Below are 19,445 nucleotides of genomic sequence, written 5' to 3'. Positions count from 1 at the left end.
GGCGCGCTTCCTTCCGCTACGCCTGCTCCGCGCCGTCGCGCCAGGGGAACAAGAACTGAAGTTTCGCGTCACGCATCGATGATGCTTTCGATCCAATCGATGTAGCGGGACACGCGCACGTTGTAGACCACCTGCCCGTAGAAACCCGCCTCCAGCGCATGCTCGGGAACGGCGGTGATCCAGGAACCGAGGCCCACCAGCTGCCAGGCCCCATCTTTCCTGATCACCAGCGGGCCACCGCTATCGCCGTTGCCGAGTACGCCTTCAAGGGGAAGGCCCTGCGGAGGCGGATCGAAACGGTACCAGAGATAACGCGCGTTGCCGCCGGTGATCGCGTTGCAGGCCCGACGCAGGGTCGTACGATGTGACCCGCCGGGTACCAGTCCAGTCGCACCGTTGCCGGTGGCGCCCTTCCCTATCAGGGCGGCGACCTGCGTGACCTCGTCGGCGCCACGGTAGAGTGCGACCGGCGGAACATCGCTCACCGGTGCGGCAAGTTTGATCAATGCAATGTCATCGGACGCCGCCAGAAACGCGTGGATTTTCGACGCACTCCCCGTTGCCATGGCTTCCTCGCCCAGCGCCTCGGGCATCCTGCGGTAGCCGGGATGCAGGAAGACACGCTCGACGCCGTAGCTCTTCCCATCGAGGGTGATGGTGGCGCCCATCCCCTCCATCGGTGCGGCATGCGCTGCGGTCAGCACCCAGCGCGGTGCGATCAGGACGCCGTGCCCCTCGCCTGGCATGTCCGCCAGTGCCGGGAACACCGATGCGTCGATCTGGTACCTGGCATCGTCAACATCATCGCGGATGACCACGGCACCGGCAGCGAACGGGAGCGTGGCCAATGCCAGGAGAATCCAGCGGTTCATGATGACCTTCATCCTCGTCTTCGATCAGACCAGCCTAGCCGAACAGATCCAGCATGGGGATGTCGTACGACCAGACCCTGGCACGGGTCGATGAAGCGGCAGAATCGGGCCATGAAACCCACGATGCTGCACGAGCCGCCCTGCGCATCAACACAGGAGCGGCCCGGGAGCGGTCAGGATCGGATCGGACCGACGTCGCTGATGCCGCTGCGATCGCAGAGCTCAAGGACCTTGCCTGGCTCCTTCACTTCGCCGCATGACACCCAGTTCGGACGCAGCCCCAGCACATGCTCGACGCGATCATGGAACAGCTTCAGATCGGCCGTGCCCTGGCGTCCGTCCAGCGGAAGATCGTGACGGAAGCTGCTGTGAATGGCCGGGACAGCAGGGTTGGCCCAGTACGAAGCCTGATCGTCGGCACGCGTCTGCAGCGCAAACCGGGCCCGCGTACCACCGGCCTCTTCAGAAAGCGCAACGGTGTACCAGCTGACCGCCGTCATGTTGACGTTGTAGAACGTCGTCATGGTGCCCTGGTAGCCCATGCGGCGTTCGACATACCCATAGGTGCGCTTCGCCGCGATACCGGGCGCGCCAGCATCGAATTCCATCTTTCCGGGCGCCAGCAGGTTCAAGACCTCGATTGAAGCAGCCCTGACCTGGTCGATCGATTTCCCGGGATAGAAGCGGGATGCCGCCACCGCCTGCTCGGGCGTTTCCTTCTTCGGAAGCATCCCGCACCCACTGATGGACAACGCCAGCGCCAGAACAACAATAACTCTCACAGAACTACATCCTTATATGTGGGCGAGAAGTGCCCAATCGAGCGGGCGCCATGCCCACCCCTGCGCATTAGCGACCATCGGCAGTACTTCTTGAGCCCTGCGACCGCCCTGCGAGGCGGTTCGTGGGGCGGTGGCGTGCATGGTTCTGCGCAACTGACCTGCGCCTGCATCCGGCCCCTTGGGATCGGTGAACGGCAGGTCCGACTGGCTGCCGCTCCATGCATGCCCCCTCCCCTGCACCACATAGTGCTGCACCAGCGTCCTGCCGCCGTAGGCATAGGTATCGACCGTGTAGGCGCGCCCATCCGGCACCTGTCCGTGGCAGGAAGAAGCTGCGTGGACTGCATGACCCGGAGGCAGGCGCCGGGAGTCGTTGACGCCCGGGCGGCCACGGGCTTGGCCCCAATGCGGGGAAATCAACGCCCCCTGCCCTCCTGCTCCGTCGGTTCCACCGCATACATCATCGCTACCGCCGATTCTCCCTCGCCTCCCGCTCCTACAGTGGATCCACCGCGCCCGCCCCGCGCTTGATGGAGGACTGAATCATGCCCCAGGTCTATGCTGCGCTCTGGAACGGAACCCATTACCTGATCACCCGCAAGCGGGTCATCAACAACTGGTGGGCGTCCAATTCGGTGATGGTGCTGACTGCAGAAGCACTGGACGCTGCCCTGACAGTCGCCGCATCTCCCGCATTGCCGCGGGACGAGGACTGGCAGCCTGCGCTTGCGTTGCTCCAGAGTGCCCAGGTCGCTGCCACATCCGCCGGCTATGCAGAGACGACCCAAGGCCAGAGCATCCTGATGAATCTCAGCAATGCCGTCCAGGCGATGCAGGCGTCACCGCCGAATCCGGACCAGGTTGGATCTGCTGTCACCCACCTCACCCGCAGATTGTTCCGTCAATCCACGCTGCCAGAGCGCATCAGGAACCTGGCAAACACGTTGCCGGTGTTCTCGCCGGATTCATGGGGGCCCGCGCTGCTGACGGCACAGAACCTGGCCCGGGACACCCGCGCATGGGCGGCGCAGGTTCCCATGGTTGTCGTCAACCAGGCTGGGCAATGGACGCTCCCTGGCGGCCGCAGGCATGACAACGAGACCGAGGAAGATGCTGCCCGCCGGGAGTTCATGGAGGAAACCGGCATCTCCCTCGACACCGTCAACTTCCCGCGGGATCTGCTCAAGCCTAATCGACGCTATGCATTGGTCCGCTTCAGGACGGTCGCCCGGGATCTGCAGAACATCGCCGATGCAGTCTGCGCCAACGTGCGGGCAAGGCCCAGTGTGATGCGCCCGACCGCCAGTGAGGTGACCGATTGGGAAATCGATCATGCACAGCTGGTGGCGGCCGCCGATCTTGGCAACTACCTGGGCGCACGCGCGGCGGTCACGCCACCCAGCACGCAGGATTTCGCCACCATGCTGCAGCAGATGTCCAGGCCCTACAGCCAGTCGATTGACTGGTACGCCGCGATGGCCGCATCGCTGTCTTCCAGCTGAGAGGGCCCTTCGCCCCCCCTGCCCGCCCCTGCACCCCAGCGAGGCCCACCATGAAAGAGAGCACGCCCGAACGCGAGGCCCGGCGCCACATCAGCAAGCAGCTCACCGCGCAGATCAACAACGCGCAGGTGTATCCCGACGTCCGCTCGGTCGTGGTGAAGGCCCTGGCCGACATCAAGGACCAGCTGCGCAGCCTGTCCAGCAAGGTACGGCGGGATTACAGCCTGAAACCCGGTGAGCCGTTGATGTTCTTCTACGTCAAGGGCGGCAATGCGCTGGACGCACTGCTTGAACGCCCGGCAGACCCGCCGCCGACGCTGTTCGATTTCGGCAGGTCCGACTGGGACACGCAGGTGGTGATCAACCCCTGGATCCCGATCCCGGCACAGGACGCCCTGCACGGCGGTGTTGAAGACATCGTGATCGACGTGATGCAGGGTGCCGGCCTCAACATCGCGCTGGAGATCAGCGTCTTCCCACCCAACCAGAATCCGCTGGCCGGCCAGGTGGTGGATCTTGCATCGGTGGACATCCATGTGCCGCCCGGCCAGCAGTGCCTGGTGACATGTGACAACCCGCAGACGTTCCGGAAGGTGTACGAACGTGACCGCGCGGGCCTGCATCTGTTCACCAGCGAGCCATTGAAGGGCATCGGCACGTCCGCGCCGGTAACAAGCCCGTCCGTGCTGCCCCCTCCGCAGCCACCGTTGCCGCAGCCCGTGCAGCCGCCGCCTGTCCCTCCGCCGCCACCCGGCATCATCCTCAACGACGGCATCAAACCGTTCGTGCTGTATCGCATGGGCTATACCTGGCACGCGCGATGGGTGAAGGATCCGAAGGCGCCTGCCGGCGATGACCCGGTGACGCCGCGGCCGATCCTGATGGAACTGATCGATGTCACCACGCCGCGCCGCGATACCGTGGAGGCCGTGACAGTGTGGTCGGACATCCTCCGCAACCACCTGGTGATTGCCGAGGATGCCGGTTCTGAAGAGCGCTGGCGGCTGCCCCTGCCCAGCATGGAGTACCACCTGTGGGAAGGCCTGACCATGCTGTGCGAGATCGCTGCCTATCCCGGCTGGCCAGGCGCGGACAAGCTGCAGAAACGTCGCCGCAACGTGCAGCGCATCCACGACTGGTACCGCGACCAGCAGGGCGACCTGGCGACGTTCGGCCGGGTGATCGATGGCATCGCGGCGGCGCCGGTGTTCGCCGATGACACGGACTGCATGCAGCAGGTCGATGCCTGCATGCGTATGGTCAAGGCGCGCATGCAGGCGTCAGCCTCGGGATTCGATCACGGCGCGCTGTCGGCCACCCACGCGCAGCGTCTGGCGCACGGGCGGCAATGGGGCGTGCAACGGGTCGCAGCGCTGCTGCAACGCCTGGGTGCACCTGCCGCTTCGTGCGGCTACAGCGACGATCTCGCCTTGATCGGGACACTGGCACAGAACCCGTACCTGGATGTCACCCAGGTGCCGATCTCCGGCGTCGACTGCGCGATGATCATCCGCACCGACCCTGCAACGCTGCGCAAGGCGACGGCGGCCAACTGCTTCCTTGCGCTTGCCCAGGATCTCGGCGCGCACATGACCATCGAGGATTCCCTGCACTCGACCGTACGCGCCACAGGTGTCAGCTACGAGCGGACGCTGGTGATCTTCGATGCGCCGCATTCGCCGTCGGCGCGCGTGGCCAAGGCAATCCTGACGTTGACCACTGCAGGCCCGATCGATTGCCCATTCCACGACAGCCCCCATGGTTCCGGACAGGCCATCGCACCGTTGCTGGACATGGACAACCAGCGCAAGGTGGCGGCCTCGATCATCCAGGGTTTCGTGCAACGGGCGAACCTGTCCAGGCAGCACGAGATGATCCGAGTGTTGCTGCCGTAGGGGGAGTGAGCCGCGCCCCCCCTGCCCTGCACCTGGATCGCATCAATCGCGCAAACTCCGCCGCAGCACAGGTGCGGAGCAACTGATCCACCGGGAAACGCCTTCGCCCGGCATGGCGTCGAGCGAAGGCCGTGTGGCTTTGAATCAATGCAGCGGCACCTTCAGCACCGAAGGCGCGTTGGCCGGCGAGCTGAAGGTCACCGCCCCCCCCAGCTGGCTGATGCCCGCATAGCGCAGGTCCACGGTATCGACCACCAGGGTCAGCCGGCTGCCGGTCGGGAGGTTCCAGCTGCTGGCTTCCAGGCGAAGATCGATGGTTCTCGGCTGGCCGGGCGTGGCACCGCGCAGGGTGTACGGCTTGTGGCTGATCAGCTGGCCGTTGCCCAGCATATCCTCGGCATACAGGTAGGCATACAGCGTGGTGTTGGCGCGAGTGGGCGTCACCGTCAACCGCACTTCCGGTGCGCCATCCAGGCGGCGTGCACTCCAGTAGATCGGGCCCTGCCAGACGCCTGCTGCGTTGCGGCCAACGAATGGTACATAGGCACCGGGCGGCAGGTTGAACATCTGCAGCGCGCCGGACGCCATCACCACGCCGGAGTTGGCGGCAGTCAGCAGGCCGCTGCCGATCCGGTAGTTCCAACCGGTGCCGCCACCGCTCTCGGCCAGCCCTCCGGTGGGCAGCAGAAGCCCGGTCGGCGCGGTCAGCCCGTAGCTTACGGCGCCGGTAGAGGTGGCCTGCCAGTCCGGATAACGGCTCCAGCTGCCCTTCTGCGACTTCAACTGCACCGCCGGCTGGCGATCGATGCCATTGGCGACGCCCTTGAGGTAGTGGTCGAACCAGTCGCCCACCGTGGCATAGACCTCATTGGGAATGCCGAGCGCACCGAAGGCTTCGTTGAGGGCGTGGTCGCCATGGCGCAGCTGCAACTGCTTGGGTCCCTTCAGGCGGGTGAAGAAGTCGACCAGCTGGCCCGGCGGAAACAGGCTGTCGTTGAAGGCGTTGGCGAGGAATACCGCGGGTTGGTTGGCATTGATCTCATCAAGGCTGCTGGCCGGGCTGCGCTGTGCCGCCACCGGCAGCAGCGAGTCCACCGCCCCCTGGTAGTTGCCGACCAGCACATTGCCGTTGATGGTGGCCAGCTCCGCCCCGGGGCGGCCAGTGGCCAGGCCGGCTGCCACCAGCAGGGCAATACCTTGCGCGCTGGGCGTGTCATGGCTGTAGAGCGACGCCTGCAGGTCGGCCCAGCCGCTCAACGCGGCAACGGCCTTGATGCGCGGGTCGCGTGCTGCCGCCAGCAGGCTGGTGCCGGCCCCATAGGAGATGCCCGATACACCGATTCGTGAGGGGTCGGCACGGGTGTTGTCCAGCGCCCAGTCAATCAGTGCACTGACGTCCTCGACCGTGGCGGGCCCGGCGATGTCGATGCTGCCGCCGGACTCCCAGAAGCCGCGCGAGCTGTAGCTGATGACCACATAGCCGCGCTGCGCCAGCGACTGTGCCACGCCCACGTACTCCACGCTGGGCACTGCCCAGCTGCTGGGCATCACCAGCAGCGGATAGCGGCCACTGCCGGTATCCTGGGGTTCGATGACGAAGGCCCCGAGGGGCGTGCCATCCCAGCTGGGGATGGTGCGATGGGTGGTCTTGACCGTGGCCGCCAGGGCCGTGGGCGCCAGCCCGGTCAGCAGGATCAACAGCAGCAAAAGCTTGCGCATCGTCGTCTCTCCCCGTCGGTGGTGGTGCAACGGGTCGGACCGTACCAGTGCGAATGGTGGCTGGCACCTTGCGACGCAACATGCCGCAAAGCGCGCCTTGCTATGCTTCGAGGCACTGCGGGCCCTCCGCAGTCTCCCATCAAAGCAAGGACGCCCCCGATGCACAGGATGCTCGTCGCAGGCACGCTCTCCAGCGTTGCCTGCCTGTTCGCCCCTTCAGTGTTGGCAGAAGATGCCCCCGAACCCGCCAACGACTGCGCGGACATTGCGCGGCTGATGGCCAACGACGACTTTGCGGCACTCGACGCGATGGCCGCGCGTTTCCGCAAGGGCGAGCTCAACGCCGCCGGCCAATCCCGGCTCGGCCGTTTCTACATCTGCATGTCGCGTGCAATCGGCACGTCGCGGCAGGAGGTTCAAGCCTGGAACGACTGGTCTGCGTGGGCGGCGCGCTGGGTTCAGCACGCGCCGAAGTCTGCGGCGGCCCACCTGATCACCGCACGGATTCCACTCAACCTGGCCTGGAGCTACCGCGGCAACGGATACGCCAACACCGTCAACGACGAAGACTGGGCACAGTTCCATGAGTACAACGCGGTTTCGCGGGCCTACCTGCAATCGCATGAGGATGTTGCCGGCGGCGACCCGTTCTGGCACGAGATGAACGTGCTGATCGCGCTGCGCGAAAGCGCGGATGACGACGAAATGCTGGCGCTCGTTGATCGAGCAGCGAAGGCCTTCCCCGACTACGAACCACTGCACCTCATTGCCATGGAGTACTTCACGCCGGCCTGGGGCGGCAGCGCGCAGAAGATGGAAGCCTTCGCGCGGCACTCGATGGCCAGCGCACCAAAGAAGAAGCGGGCCATGCGCTACGCACGGCTGTACTGGTCGGCCACCGAGTATTCGCCCGATCACTTCCGCGCGGCGAAGCCCGATTGGCCGCTGATGCGCCAGGGACTGGACGAAATCGCTCAGCAGTACCCGACCATCGACAACCTGGAATCGATCGTCCGCTATGCCTGCCTGGCACGCGACAGCGACGCACTGGTCCGCTGGAATCGTTTGTGGTTGAGCCGCAGCGGTTTCGACGAGGCGGCCATTGCGAGCTCGACCGAGCAAAGCAAGGCCGCATGCCTGGCGCCGGACGAAGAACAGGAAGCATTCCTGTAGCGCCCGCCGCCGCAGGCCCTGGCGCGCAGCTGGCAGGCCTGCCAGGCGCCTAGCACGCGCGCGTGTCATCCACGCGCCGCGTGATCTGACATATCACCAGTGCTTGCGCATGATCACAGCTTCGCCCTTTCGTCATTGACCACAAGGCGCCAGCTTGTGACGCTTATGACACCGCAGGGCTGATGGCCCAACAACGCGGCCAGGCTCCACCGCAATCCGCAGCATCCGTCTCCGCAACATCTCCGCATGTCCTCGCCCCGGCCAGGTCGTGACGGGCGGCTGCGCCCTGAATCTTCTGCTGGAGAATCGAAATGCGCCTTGCAGGCTTTGTCTTTGCCATCGTACTCAGTGCTTTTGCCGGTGCTGCACAGGCCCAGGTGGTCACCCTCAACAAGGGCGGCTTCGTGCTGACCTACGACTGCAGCATCCACAGCGCCACCCGCTACGAGTACACGCTTACCGCCGATACCGGTTCGGCCGCACGGCCGTCCAGCTTCTACAAGGACCCGGACCTGCCGGCCGGCTGCCTGGCCCAGACCAGCACCGCGTCCTACGCCAGCATCAGATCCGGCTATGACCGTGGCCATCTGGTCACGTCCAACCACATGGACTACGACGCGACCTACATCCGTCGCGCCAACTACATGACCAACATCGTGCCGCAGGTGTCCAGCTTCAACCAGGGCATCTGGGTGAAGGCCGAAAACGTGGCCGAGTGCTACCGCGACATCGCACCGGTGGACGTCTACGGTGGTGTGGTCTACGGCGACGCCGCCAACGATTACTTCCTCGCCAGCCATGGCATCCCGACCCCGGAGTTCTTCTGGAAGACGATCATCACCCGTGACCCGAACACCGGAACCGCCAAGGCGATCAGCTGGATCATTCCCAACGAGGCCAACCTCGGCAGCCTGGACAACTACCTGGTGACGATTGCCGATCTGGAGGAGCTGCTGGGCGCCAGCTATGTGGCGATCAACGCACCGGCCTCGCTGAAAAGCATGCTGCCGGCCACCACCTGGCCACAGCCTGCAGGGTGTGACCTGGGCTGATCGGCAGGCGGAGGAATCACGATGCCTGCACGCGCAGCCATCGTGACGCCAGCACTCTGGCAAACAGGAACTGCACTGCGGCGCCGACGACGGTGGCAACGACAAGCCCGCGCCCTGTCGTTGGCGCCCCGCCGGACAGCATTCGCATCAGGTAGGCCATGCTGGCCAGGATGATCAGCAGCGTCGTGGCAAGCAGGATCAGCGACGCCACCATCCTGCGCGCCGTCGATGCGGGTTCTGGCGACGGCGCGCTGGCCCACAGGCCGGCAAACGTGGCCAGTGCGCAAGACCCCAGCAGGACCAGGCTGGCAATCTGCAACTGCGCGGCGCCGTCGGCGACGGGCATGATGAACTCGCCTGGCGAGAATCCCGCAGGCAGCAGCAACACCAGGACGGGGAGCAGGCAGCTGCCGGCCAGCGTCACCGCGCCGGCGATGCCGGCACTGATGAGGCGATGGTGCCGGGCCTGGGATCGCACTCGGTTCAAGGGGTATTCCCGTGCAGGCGCTGGGTGGGGTGGCCCGGCAGTCTAGCGTTCCTGTGGCCAACGTGCCCTGCCCGTCCCGCTATGGGAAAATGGCGGGCGCTTCGCCCTTTTGGCTGTTCCCGGAGTAGTAGATGTCCCGTTTCCCCTTCGATGCCGTGCTGTTCGACTGCGACGGCGTACTGGTCGATTCCGAGCCGCTGGTGGCCCGCGTGCTCTCGGAAATGCTGACCGCACGCGGCTGGCCGCTGACCCCGGCGCAGGCCGGCGAGGTCTTCCTGGGCCAATCCGTGGCCCATCTGGCCGGGCTGATCGCAGAGCGCACCGGCAAGCCGTTCACCGAGGAATGGCTGGAGGAGTTCCGCCAGCAGCGCAACCGGGCGCTGGAACGGGATCTGGAGCCGATCCGGGGGGCGCCCGAGGCCGTGCGTGCGATCGCCGCAGCGACCGGTGGCCGCATTGCCTGCGCGTCCGGTGCCGACCTGATCAAGGTGAAACTGCAGCTGGGCAAGGTCGGCATCCTCGATGCCTTCGGTGACCACGTCTACAGCGGCCAGGACATGCCGAACACCAAGCCGCACCCGGACGTCTACCTGGCGGCCGCTGCCGCGCTGGGTGTGGATCCGAAGCGCTGCGCGGTCATTGAAGACACCGTGACCGGAGCGACCGCCGGCGTCGCGGCGGGTGCCACCGTGTTTGGCTTCAGCGAGGGCGGCCCGCACCACAGCACGCCGGAGGCCCTGCGCGCTGCGGGTGCGAAGGTGATCTTCCAGCGCATGGACCAGCTGCCGGCATTGCTGGCGGCCTACGCCGCCGACGCTGCCGCCTGAGGCGGCCTCAGCCTGCAGCGCCCAGTGCGGCGCTGCGGCGTTTCCCGGTGTAATGCAGCACGAACAGGTACAGGCCAGTGAACAGCTGCAGGAACAATGGCGGCAGCGGCGAATAGGTGATCCACGCTGCCGGCTCGCCCTGCCCCAGCCCGCGAGCGGCGAAATTGGCGATCACCGCCAGGGTGAAGAGGATCGAGGTCCAGCGATGCACGGGCCGTGCCCAGCCACCCCGGCTCATTGACGGCGCCTCGCTTCGGAGCGGGCTTCGATCATCTTCCAGCCATTGCCGGACGGGTCACGGAATCCGGCATCGACGGCGCCGTAGCGTTCGACCGGCTCCTGGGTGAACTCGACGCCCCGTGCCAGCCATTGCGTATAGCGCGCCCGACAGTCATCGACGGCCAGCACCAGCGGCGGCATTGCGCCTTTCGCCACCAGCTGCTGCAGTGCCTGCGCGGTGGCCGCATCGTGGGTGGGCGGGCCCGGAACGAACAGCCCCAGCTGGAATCCGTCCTGGCCGGGGCTGCGTACCGTCAGCCAACGGTAGCTGCCATTGCGCACATCGGTGTGCACTTCGAAACCGAGCATGCCGACGTAGAACGCGAGCGCCTCATCCTGGTCGCGCACATACAGGCCGACCGTGTTCACAGTGTTTGTCATGGGACCTCCCTCAGGTGGGGTCCACGTTAGCAACCGCCTGGCGACGGCGCTTCTCCAAAACTGCCATGTTCAGGTCCGGTCGCTGCGCGGCACGTGCGTGGCACTCCGGCACGCAGGCCGGCGTCGCCTGGCTGGCCCGCTCACGCTCGCGCACGTTGCCCGGGCTGTCGCCGGTGATGTCACGGAAGACGCGGCCGAAGGTGCCCAGGCTGCTCCAGCCGGTCTGCGCGGCGATCTCGGTGACCGGCAGGTCGGTGTCACGCAACATCGCCACGGCCCGTTCAATGCGGCGGCTGAGCAGGTAGCGGTGCGGCGGCAGCCCGAATGCCTGCTTGAACGAACGCGCGAAATGCGCCGCGGATACGGCACTCACTTCGGCCAGGCGGGCCACCGGCCAGTCCTCGTGGCTGGCATGGTCCATCCGGTCCTTGGCACGCAGCAGGCGTCGCAGCAGTTCAGGGCTCTGGTTCATGCCGCCACCGTGCGCGCCAGATGATGTCGCGCCGCATGCCTGGCCTGCGCGGCCTGCTCGCCCAACCAGTCACCGAATGCAATGACCTTCGCGCTCCGGCTGCGCGCCGTCGGTGCCACGAACCAGAAACCACGCCCGTCGCTGGCCACACCGGGATGTGCCTGCACCAGGCGCCCGCTGTCCAGTTCGGCCTGGAACAGGATTGGCGAAGCAATGGCGATGCCCTGCCCGGCAATGGCCGCGCCGACGTCCAGATGCTCTACCGCAAAGGGGCTGACCAGGCTCTCCTCGGCCGGCGGCGGAACCGCGCCATGTGCGGAAAACCACAGTGCCCACCAGTCGGGCCTGCCGAGCAGCGGAACCTCCAAGGCCCGGCGCCCGAGCCCGTCTGCCGCCGGCAGCAGCGCTGGCGCGCACAACGGGGTGAAAATGCTGGGGAACAGGGGCGTGGCCTGCAGCCCGGGCCACCCGCCATGCCCATTGCGGATGGCGGCATCGAAACGCCCGGCGGCCAGGTCCTGGGGCTCTGCCGACAGGTCCAGTTCCAGCACGATGTTCCTATGGCGGGCACGGAAGCTGCCCAGCCGCGGCGTCAACCAGCTGGTACCCAGCGTGGGCAATACGGACAGGCGCAATCGCGCCGCATCCATGTCAGCGGCACGCATGAAACTGGCACGAAGCGCGTCGAAGGCCCGGGTGGCCTCCTGCGCGACGCTGGCACCCGCTGCCGTCAGTTCCACATGCTGTGCATGGCGCAGGAACAGGCAGGTACCGGTCTGGGCCTCCAGCCGGCGCACGTGGTAACTCACCGATGCCGCACTGGTGTCGAGCTCCTCGGCGGCACGGGCGAAACTGCCCAGCCGCGCCGCCGCTTCGAAGGCGCGGATGGCGACAAGCGATGGAAGCTGGCGTTGGGTCACCATAAGTGTGGCTTAGCCTGAGGCCCGATATCTGCGTGGTCAATCCCCCTCGCACCCGCAACGATGGAGGCACGTCCGGCAAGGGGTCACGCACATGGATCGACGGCAGTTCCTGGCCACCTTGGCCGCGGCGGCAGCCTCAAGCGCCCTGCGCTCGGGGCGGCCCCTGGTCAGCCACAGCGAAGACTGGAAATGGTTACAGGGCAACTGGCGGGTCCGGCACCAACGGCTGAAGGAGCGCCTGCTGGGCGATACCCGCTGGGAAGCCTTCAGCGGCGCCAGCGCGGTCTGGCTCACCCTGGGCGGACTCGGCACCATCGATGACAACGTCATGGCGCTGCCTTCGGGTCCCTACAGGGGCCTGGGCGTGCGTGCGTTTGATCCGGTGTCTTCCACGTGGTCGATCTGGTGGATCGATGGGCGCAACCCTGCCCATATCGAAGCGCCCGTGCGCGGCGTCTTCGAAGGCGATGGCGGCAGCTTCCGTGGTCGTGATCACTTCAAGGGACGCCCCATCGACGTCTGGTTCCGCTGGCATGACATCCATGGCGATGAGCCGTGGTGGGAACAGGCGTTCTCCGACGATGCCGGCGCGCACTGGGAAGTGAACTGGCGCAACTGGTTCCGCCGCACTGCGGCGGTCCCCTCTCCGCTTCCGAAGCTGCCGGATGCACCGCGCGACTTTGATTTCCTGGTGGGCCATTGGAACGTGCGCCATCGTCGCCTGCGCGCTCGGCTGGCAGGCAGTGATGCGTGGGACGCGTTCAACGGCACCCTGCACAACTGGCCGGTACTGGGAGGATTCGGCAACGTAGGCGACAACCTGATGGACGTGCCGGGAACACCGCTGCGCGGCATGGGTATCCGCGCCTGGAGTGCGGCTGAGCAGCACTGGCTGAGCTGGTGGCTGGATGGTCGGGAGCCGACCCGGATCGGTGCGCCGCTGCGCGGTGGTTTCGAGGCCGGTGTCGGCCGCTTCTTCGGCGAAGACCAGCACGACGGTCGATCAATCCAGACGCGGGTGATCTGGTCACGCATCACCCCGCGCTCGGCGCGCTGGGAACAGGCGGCTTCGACCGATGGGGGACGCAGTTGGGAAACCAACTGGGCCAGCGACTTCGAGCGGCAGGCATGAAAGCGCGGCTGGCCGTGATGCTGCTGGTTGCTGCGTCGCCCCCCGCGACTCCCTCAAGCGTGCTGCAGATCGTCGGCTCCGCTGAACGCTTTGCGCCGGGCGTTGCATCCACGCAGTACGACGAGATTCGACTGACCCTGAGCCCGGACGGAAACACCGCGCTGTGGTTCAGCCGCAACCGTCCCGGCGGTCCGGGCGGGTATGACATCTGGGTCTCCCGCCACGATGGGCAGCGCTGGCGGCCGGCGACGCCGGTCTCGTTCAACACGCCGGGACGAGACTTCGATCCCGCGTTCTCCGCAGATGGGCGCGTCGTGTATTTCTGCTCGGACCGCGCAGGCGGCCAGGGCGGCGACGATCTGTACCGGGTCAGCATTGGACGCGACGGTCGATTCGGCGAACCGGAGAATCTGGGCCCCGCGGTGAACAGTGCGGCCGACGAGTTCGCACCGATGCTCTCCCCGGACGGTCGTACGCTGTTGTTCTCCAGCGATCGCGCGGGCGGTGCCGGCGGCCATGACCTCTACAGCGCCACGATGATCGGCGGCGTGGCGCAGCTGGCGCGGCCGCTGGTCGGTGGCATCAATACCGCCGCGCAGGAGTTCGATGCCACTTTCCTCGGCGACGGCCGAACGGTGGTGTTTGCCCGCGCCCTGGACTTCGGCAGTGCACCGGTCCGCCAGTTCATTGCCTACGAGCGTGGAGGCCGTTATGACGCGGGCCATGCATTGCCCTCCCCGGTGAACGAAGCCTTCGGCGACAGCTACGGTGCGATGCTGGATGGCTCGCAACCTGACACTTTGACCTATTCGGCGCGGCGCGCAGACGGTGCGGGGTTGGACCTGTACCGCATCCGCTACCGTTCGGGCGAACCATGATCCGCGCTCAGCGCTGCGCCGGCAGTTCCAGCCGATGCTTGCGGCACAGCCGGTACACGGTCACCCGCGAGATCTGCATCTGCCGTGCGCACTCGGAGACGTTGTAGCCGGTCTGGCGCAGGGTCTGCAGCAGCACATCGCGCTCGGCCTGGCCGCGAGCATCCTGCAGCATCGCGCCCGGCGGCGCATGCTCGGCCCCACCCAGTTCAAGGTCGCGCTCGCTGATCAGCTCGCCTTCGGCCATGATCGCCGCCCGCTGCACCCGGTTGAGCAGTTCACGCACGTTGCCGGGCCAACCGAAGCGCCGCATCGCCTGCAGCGCAGCGGGCGCAAAGCCACGTGCACGCACGCTGTGGCGCAGGCGGAAGCAGCGCAGGAAGTGCTCGGCCAGCAGCTGCACATCGGCGCCACGCTCGCGCAAGGGCGGCATCAGCAGGCGCAGCACATTGAGCCGATAGTAGAGATCGCTGCGGAACCGCCCCTGCGCCACCGCGTGCTCCAGTTCGACGTGGGTGGCCGCGAGTACACGCACGTCGGCCCGCAGCGGCTGGCTGCTGCCGACGCGCTCGAAGGTGCCTTCCTGCAGCACGCGCAGCAGGCTGGTCTGCGCCTCCGCCGGCAGGTCGCCCACCTCGTCGAGGAACACGGTGCCGCCGTGTGCGGCTTCGAATACGCCTATCTGGCGCTTGTCGGCGCCGGTGAACGAGCCACGCTCGTGGCCGAACAGCTCCGACTGCACCAGGCTGGCCGGAATGGCACCGCAGTTGATCGCGATGAACGGCTTGCCCGCACGGCCAGACAACGCATGCAGCGCGTGAGCCGCCAGCTCCTTGCCGGTACCGGTTTCGCCGGTGACCAGCACCGGCAGTTCGACCGGCGCGAACTTGTGCAGCACGGTGCGCACCGCATGCAACGCAGGACTCTCGCCGATCAGTGCGCGTGGTCCCTGGCCGCCGCATACCTCGCTGGCAGAAGTATCATCCGCGTCGAACTGCTGGCGCATCGCAGCCACCAGGTCCTGCAGGCCGAAAGGCAGCGTGAACCGCGAGATGCAACGCTGCAGCAAGGGCAGCCACGCTGCAGGCGTGGGCCCTGCGCCGGGTGGCAGCACCGCAAGCCAGGGCAGATGCACGTGCTGTTCGATCCATGGCGCCAGCAACTGCAGCGCGGGCGTATCCAGATGGCGAAGATCCAGCACAGCGACCAGCCGATCACGCCCGCGCAGCCCGATCGCCATCGCCGGGTCGGGATGGATGCGGCGCACATACCAACCTGCGGCCGCCAGCGCGCTGCGCTCGTTCGCCAGCGGCTCGCCGAACCAGAGCACGCAACGTGATGTAGAAGCCTCCGGGACCGCCGCCATGCTTCCCCCAGCATCCGGACACCGTCGGCGGACTGTCAGGCAATCACCGGCGTGCCGCCCTCCGCCGGGACCCTTTACGGCCACCGCAGCGGCCTTTGATGGGCGGATCCTAGCGCTGCGCTAAACGGCGGCGCAATGAGCGCCGCGTCAAGAAAGCACCGGCTGAAGCGGCATCGTTGCAGTCCGCGACGGCACCTGTAACGCCAGTGTGACAGTCGGGCGCCCGCCTTGCCCTGCGGCGCTTGGTACAGCGCAATCCCAACATTTTTCCGACGCCGCTGTAACAGCGCGGCAGCAGCACCCCACGCCTGCCAGCGCCTGGCGCCATGGCAGCCAAGCCTTGCAGGGTTGGCACGGTTGATGCGTGGTTCCGCCGCACCCACCACGGGAGATCGGCATGGACGGCATCACCCCCATTCGCGGCCTGCTGGCAACGCTGGCCATGGCCCTGCTGTCGGTTGGCGCGAGCGCCTCTGCCTCCGGTGCACGCCAGGGCGTGAAGGCTCAACCGGGCGAAATCGTCCTGTTGCGTGATGTGTCCGCACGCCCGGCCTATCGCATGGCGCCCCCTGGCATGGCGCTGATCGCCGACCCGAAACCCCAGCGCGAGATTGCCAGTGCATTGGGCACCGGTGGCGCCCCGACCGGCATGGACGAACTGAGCGATGAGGACTATGCCGGCATGGGGGCCGGCCAGGCAGCGGCCGCCGCTTCGCCGCGTGGCACAACGGTTGAACGGGTTGCCCAGCAGGCCCTGGGCGGCACGCTGGGCCGCAGCAGTGACGGCATGGTCGGCAGCAGTCTGGGGAGCGCCATGAGCGGGCCGCTCGGTGCGGTCGGCAACAGTACCCGCGGCATCGGCGATACCGTGCGCGGCGCAATCGGCCAGTTCCCGCTGCAGGGCATGGCCCCGGCAGGTGGCAAGTGAGGCGGGCGCACTGGCTGCTGCTGATCCTGCCTGCCACGCCGTTGATCGCGCAGGCCGATGACTACAGCGGCATGCTCGCCTACCTCGACGTTGCCCGCATCGACGGCCATGCACTGGCCGGCGCGAACGGCGCCATCGCGGTCAACCAGGCGGCCGGCGACCTCAGTCTGCAGACCAACCTGCGCGGCATCGCCACGGGCGAACATGCCGACGTCTCGATCGGCAACCGACAACTGCGCGGTGGCAACCGCGTGCTGGGTGCGCCGATGCACGCCACTGCCGTCATCGATGGCAAGGCGCTGGCCGGTGCCAGCGGCATCGCATCCATCAACCAGGCCAGCGGCATCGCCAACACGACGCTCAACGTCGTCAGCGCGACGCTGGCCCGACAGGGCATACGCGAAACCGACGATACGGCCTTGGCCGCCGAGGGTTCCGCGTTGGCAGGGGGGCGGGACGACGCCGGTCGCGGCGTCGCGACGGGCACCCGCAGCGCCGGTGTCACCAGCACCGCGCTGCGGGGATTCGACGGGGTCCTGCAACTCAATCAGATCGCGGGCAGCGGCAATGACACGGCCAATGTGCTGGGCCTGGTCGTGCAGGACCGCCCGTGACAACCACCCAACCGATGCACCACCTGATGAGAGAGAGGGCACCATGAAAGCGACCGTCAAACGGACCATGCTCGCCATGGCGATTGCCACTGCCTCGACCGCCGCTGCGGCCAATGGCTGGGACAACCAGAACGCCAACGCGAACATCAACCACACCCACACCGTCAGCGAAACCCGCAACGAGACGCACAACCATACCGACAACGACGTGCGCAACCGCACCGTCAACGTCAATGTGCAGAAGCACAGCACCATCCAGGCCGACGAACGCAAGGAAAAGAACAACCACGGCGTCGACGTGAACCTGGAGAAGGACCTGCGACTGAGCACCGACATCAATTTCTCCGGCGACCCGAACATCACCGGCGACATCGACCTCGACTCGGCGGCCATCGCCGTGATCGACAACCGCCAGTCGATCAGCAACAACGCCACCAGCAACAGCCTGGTCACCAACAGTGCCTCCATCGGTGACAGCGTGGGTGCAGGTGCCTCCGGCAACCTGGGCTTCAACGTGGTATCGGGCGACAACAACGCCCAGGACAATGCCGCCTCGTTGTCCGCCGCCGACGCGTCCTTCAGCTTCGGCATGGCCGACGCCGAGGTGTTCGTCAACCAGGTCGGCTTCGGCAACGCGACCATGAACTCCGGCGTGACCAATGCCGCAGGTCTCGGTGGCAATGCCTTCGGCGGTGCGTCAGGCAACATCGGCGTCAACATTGCTTCGGGCAACAACAACGAGCAGAAGAACGCGCTGGCGGCGTCGGTCGCGACCACCGCGGTGGCGCAGTCGAGCATCAGCTCCAACCAGGTCTCCACCGGCAACACGGTCAGCAACGCCGGCTTCGTACAGTCCTACACCGATACCGTGCAGGTCGGCATGCGTGGCGGCGTCAGCGGCCTGACCCTGGCCTATGGCGCCGGCACCTACCGCGGTACCGGCAACGCCTATCAGATGGCCAACTACTATCTGGATACCTGGAGTGGCGAGCTGCCACACCCGGGTGGCAGCAGCACCGGCCATATCGATCTGGACGACGAAATCCAGAACGCCACGATGAACCCCAACCGGCCGGGGGTGGGTGGCCTGGGCTTCGATACGCGTGAGAGTGGCACCAGCCAGTTCGTCGAACTGGGCGTGGCCGACCTGTATGCCAGCCTCAGCGGCACGGTCAGCACCACGCGCTGGGTGAACGTCAACGCGACCAACACCTCAGCCTTGTCGGGCAGCGCCTTCTCCGGCGCCTCGGGCAACATCGGCGTGAACGTGGCCGCGGGCACCGGCAACCTGCAGGCCAACAGCCTGGCCCTGGCAGTCGCCCAGCCCAGCACCGGCGGCGGTGGTGGCAGCGGCGAGTAAGCGCAACACCCCGGCCGTCCGCCAACGGCCGGGTTCCCGGGAGCTCCTGTTCCTCCTCCCCCTTGGGACAGGAGCTCCCCCTTGCTGCCGGAGAATGCGATGTTCGGCCACCGTCTCTCGATACGCCTGCTGGCCTGCCTGCTGTTGCTGGGCAGCGCGTCCGCGCGGGCGGGCGACGTCGGCTTCGCCGGCGTACTGCCCAATGGCGCGCTGCTGCAGCAGAAGGTGGAGAGCATGCAGGAACGGCGCTACCGCAACGTGGTACGCCAGCACACCGATTACAGCTGCGGAGCGGCCGCACTGGCGACCGTCCTGCGCCATGCCTACCACCTGGACACCGACGAGGCGACGGTGATCGAAGGGATGATGGGGGTGTCAGATCCGGCGCTGGTCGCCGAGCGCGGTTTTTCGCTGCTCGACATCAAGCGCTATGTGGAATCACTGGGCATGCGTGGGCGTGGCTACCGCATCGATGAAGCACGCCTGCGCACGCTTCGCGTTCCTGGTCTTGTGCTGATGGACGTGCGCGGCTTCCGCCACTTCGTGGTGCTCAAACAGGTGCGCGACGGTGTGGTCGAGGTGGCTGACCCCATCCTTGGCAACCGCAGCCTGGCGCTGCCTGAATTCCTCGCTGCGTGGCCATCGCGTGCCGTATTCGTGGTGATCGGCAGTGATTTCGATCGCAACACAGTCCTGCTGCAACCCAGCGAACGGCCCAGTGCCCGCGCGCTCTACGCGCGACAGGGGCCGATCACCGATGCCGAACTGGTCGATTTCGGCTTCAGCCACGCCGACCTGTTCTGAAG

At 66.6% G+C, this 19,445-nt stretch carries 20 protein-coding genes and 1 pseudogene; 11 read left to right on the top strand and 10 right to left on the bottom strand.

Going from position 1 to position 19,445, the window contains the following annotated elements:
* Positions 1–68 precede the first annotated feature (68 nt).
* The 3 genes and pseudogenes from N5E02_RS06130 to N5E02_RS20920 form a co-directional block, all read right to left on the bottom strand.
* On the bottom strand, positions 69–872 hold the full coding sequence (locus tag N5E02_RS06130) for a trypsin-like serine protease (protein WP_164229174.1): 804 nt from the start codon (positions 870–872) through the stop codon (positions 69–71).
* A gap of 173 nt (positions 873–1,045) precedes the next feature.
* Positions 1,046–1,654 carry a hypothetical protein gene (locus N5E02_RS06125; protein WP_138951294.1) on the bottom strand — a complete coding sequence of 203 codons (609 nt, stop codon included), beginning with the start codon at positions 1,652–1,654 and terminating at the stop codon, positions 1,046–1,048.
* 165 nt (positions 1,655–1,819) lie between these two features.
* A pseudogene (locus tag N5E02_RS20920) lies at positions 1,820–1,984 on the bottom strand (PHB depolymerase esterase); the annotation flags it as partial.
* Between the two features lie 308 nt (positions 1,985–2,292).
* On the opposite strand from N5E02_RS20920, the gene N5E02_RS06120 reads away from it, so the two are divergent.
* A complete protein-coding gene (locus tag N5E02_RS06120; protein ID WP_279946065.1) occupies positions 2,293–3,156 on the top strand; it encodes an NUDIX domain-containing protein in 864 nt (287 codons plus the stop codon).
* Between the two features lie 50 nt (positions 3,157–3,206).
* Complete coding sequence (locus N5E02_RS06115) at positions 3,207–5,051, top strand: hypothetical protein (RefSeq protein WP_164229172.1); 1,845 nt, start codon at positions 3,207–3,209, stop codon at positions 5,049–5,051.
* A gap of 144 nt (positions 5,052–5,195) precedes the next feature.
* Here N5E02_RS06115 and N5E02_RS06110 read toward each other — a convergent pair whose 3' ends face one another.
* Entirely contained in the window at positions 5,196–6,770 is a 1,575-nt protein-coding gene (locus N5E02_RS06110; protein WP_279946064.1) for an alpha/beta fold hydrolase, read from the bottom strand.
* A gap of 159 nt (positions 6,771–6,929) precedes the next feature.
* On the opposite strand from N5E02_RS06110, the gene N5E02_RS06105 reads away from it, so the two are divergent.
* On the top strand, positions 6,930–7,943 hold the full coding sequence (locus N5E02_RS06105; protein WP_065177777.1) for a DUF4034 domain-containing protein: 1,014 nt from the start codon (positions 6,930–6,932) through the stop codon (positions 7,941–7,943).
* A 311-nt stretch (positions 7,944–8,254) separates the two neighbouring features.
* A complete protein-coding gene (locus N5E02_RS06100) occupies positions 8,255–8,995 on the top strand; it encodes a DNA/RNA non-specific endonuclease (protein WP_235649621.1) in 741 nt (246 codons plus the stop codon).
* A 16-nt stretch (positions 8,996–9,011) separates the two neighbouring features.
* On the opposite strand, the gene N5E02_RS06095 is transcribed toward N5E02_RS06100, so the two are convergent.
* Entirely contained in the window at positions 9,012–9,473 is a 462-nt protein-coding gene (locus N5E02_RS06095) for a hypothetical protein (RefSeq protein ID WP_279946063.1), read from the bottom strand.
* A gap of 140 nt (positions 9,474–9,613) precedes the next feature.
* On the opposite strand from N5E02_RS06095, the gene N5E02_RS06090 reads away from it, so the two are divergent.
* A complete protein-coding gene (locus N5E02_RS06090; protein WP_005416634.1) occupies positions 9,614–10,309 on the top strand; it encodes an HAD family phosphatase in 696 nt (231 codons plus the stop codon).
* 7 nt (positions 10,310–10,316) lie between these two features.
* Here the strand turns inward: N5E02_RS06090 and N5E02_RS06085 are convergent, their stop codons facing one another.
* Genes N5E02_RS06085 through N5E02_RS06070 form a run of 4 tightly spaced genes read right to left on the bottom strand, consistent with a single transcriptional unit; the run spans position 10,317 to position 12,364 of the window.
* On the bottom strand, positions 10,317–10,547 hold the full coding sequence (locus N5E02_RS06085) for a hypothetical protein (RefSeq protein ID WP_235649623.1): 231 nt from the start codon (positions 10,545–10,547) through the stop codon (positions 10,317–10,319).
* Complete coding sequence (locus N5E02_RS06080; RefSeq protein ID WP_235649624.1) at positions 10,544–10,969, bottom strand: VOC family protein; 426 nt, start codon at positions 10,967–10,969, stop codon at positions 10,544–10,546. Before N5E02_RS06080 ends, N5E02_RS06085 begins: the two co-directional genes overlap by 4 nt.
* A 10-nt stretch (positions 10,970–10,979) precedes the next feature.
* Positions 10,980–11,441, bottom strand: coding sequence for an AraC family transcriptional regulator (locus tag N5E02_RS06075; protein ID WP_279946062.1), 462 nt, complete (start codon positions 11,439–11,441; stop codon positions 10,980–10,982).
* On the bottom strand, positions 11,438–12,364 hold the full coding sequence (locus N5E02_RS06070; protein ID WP_171956098.1) for a LysR substrate-binding domain-containing protein: 927 nt from the start codon (positions 12,362–12,364) through the stop codon (positions 11,438–11,440). The genes N5E02_RS06075 and N5E02_RS06070 overlap by 4 nt, the downstream gene beginning before the upstream one ends.
* 91 nt (positions 12,365–12,455) lie before the next feature.
* On the opposite strand from N5E02_RS06070, the gene N5E02_RS06065 reads away from it, so the two are divergent.
* On the top strand, positions 12,456–13,496 hold the full coding sequence (locus N5E02_RS06065) for a hypothetical protein (protein ID WP_235649626.1): 1,041 nt from the start codon (positions 12,456–12,458) through the stop codon (positions 13,494–13,496).
* Positions 13,493–14,374 carry a hypothetical protein gene (locus N5E02_RS06060; RefSeq protein ID WP_235649627.1) on the top strand — a complete coding sequence of 294 codons (882 nt, stop codon included), beginning with the start codon at positions 13,493–13,495 and terminating at the stop codon, positions 14,372–14,374. The genes N5E02_RS06065 and N5E02_RS06060 overlap by 4 nt, the downstream gene beginning before the upstream one ends.
* Positions 14,375–14,381: 7 nt before the next feature.
* Here the strand turns inward: N5E02_RS06060 and N5E02_RS06055 are convergent, their stop codons facing one another.
* The gene (locus tag N5E02_RS06055; RefSeq protein WP_065186433.1) at positions 14,382–15,737 is read right to left on the bottom strand and encodes a sigma-54 dependent transcriptional regulator; all 1,356 of its coding nucleotides are present in this window, start codon (positions 15,735–15,737) and stop codon (positions 14,382–14,384) included.
* 397 nt (positions 15,738–16,134) lie between these two features.
* Between N5E02_RS06055 and N5E02_RS06050 the strand changes: the two genes are divergently transcribed.
* From N5E02_RS06050 to N5E02_RS06035, 4 genes are all read left to right on the top strand, one after another.
* Positions 16,135–16,665 (top strand): hypothetical protein, encoded by a 531-nt coding sequence (locus N5E02_RS06050; RefSeq protein ID WP_065186434.1) that lies wholly within the window; start codon positions 16,135–16,137, stop codon positions 16,663–16,665.
* A complete protein-coding gene (locus N5E02_RS06045; RefSeq protein WP_279946061.1) occupies positions 16,662–17,279 on the top strand; it encodes a hypothetical protein in 618 nt (205 codons plus the stop codon). The genes N5E02_RS06050 and N5E02_RS06045 overlap by 4 nt, the downstream gene beginning before the upstream one ends.
* Positions 17,280–17,322: 43 nt before the next feature.
* Positions 17,323–18,639: an adhesin gene (locus N5E02_RS06040; protein WP_279946060.1), complete on the top strand. Its 1,317-nt coding sequence runs from the start codon at positions 17,323–17,325 to the stop codon at positions 18,637–18,639.
* Positions 18,640–18,738: 99 nt separating this feature from the next.
* Complete coding sequence (locus N5E02_RS06035; RefSeq protein WP_279946073.1) at positions 18,739–19,443, top strand: C39 family peptidase; 705 nt, start codon at positions 18,739–18,741, stop codon at positions 19,441–19,443.
* The last annotated feature ends 2 nt before the right edge of the window (positions 19,444–19,445 follow it).

It is taken from the genome of Stenotrophomonas sp. GD03777, from assembly GCF_029842485.1.
GTDB lineage: Bacteria > Pseudomonadota > Gammaproteobacteria > Xanthomonadales > Xanthomonadaceae > Stenotrophomonas > Stenotrophomonas sepilia.
Note: the sequence above shows the minus strand (reverse complement) of the source record. Positions and strands in the feature narration are given on the sequence as shown.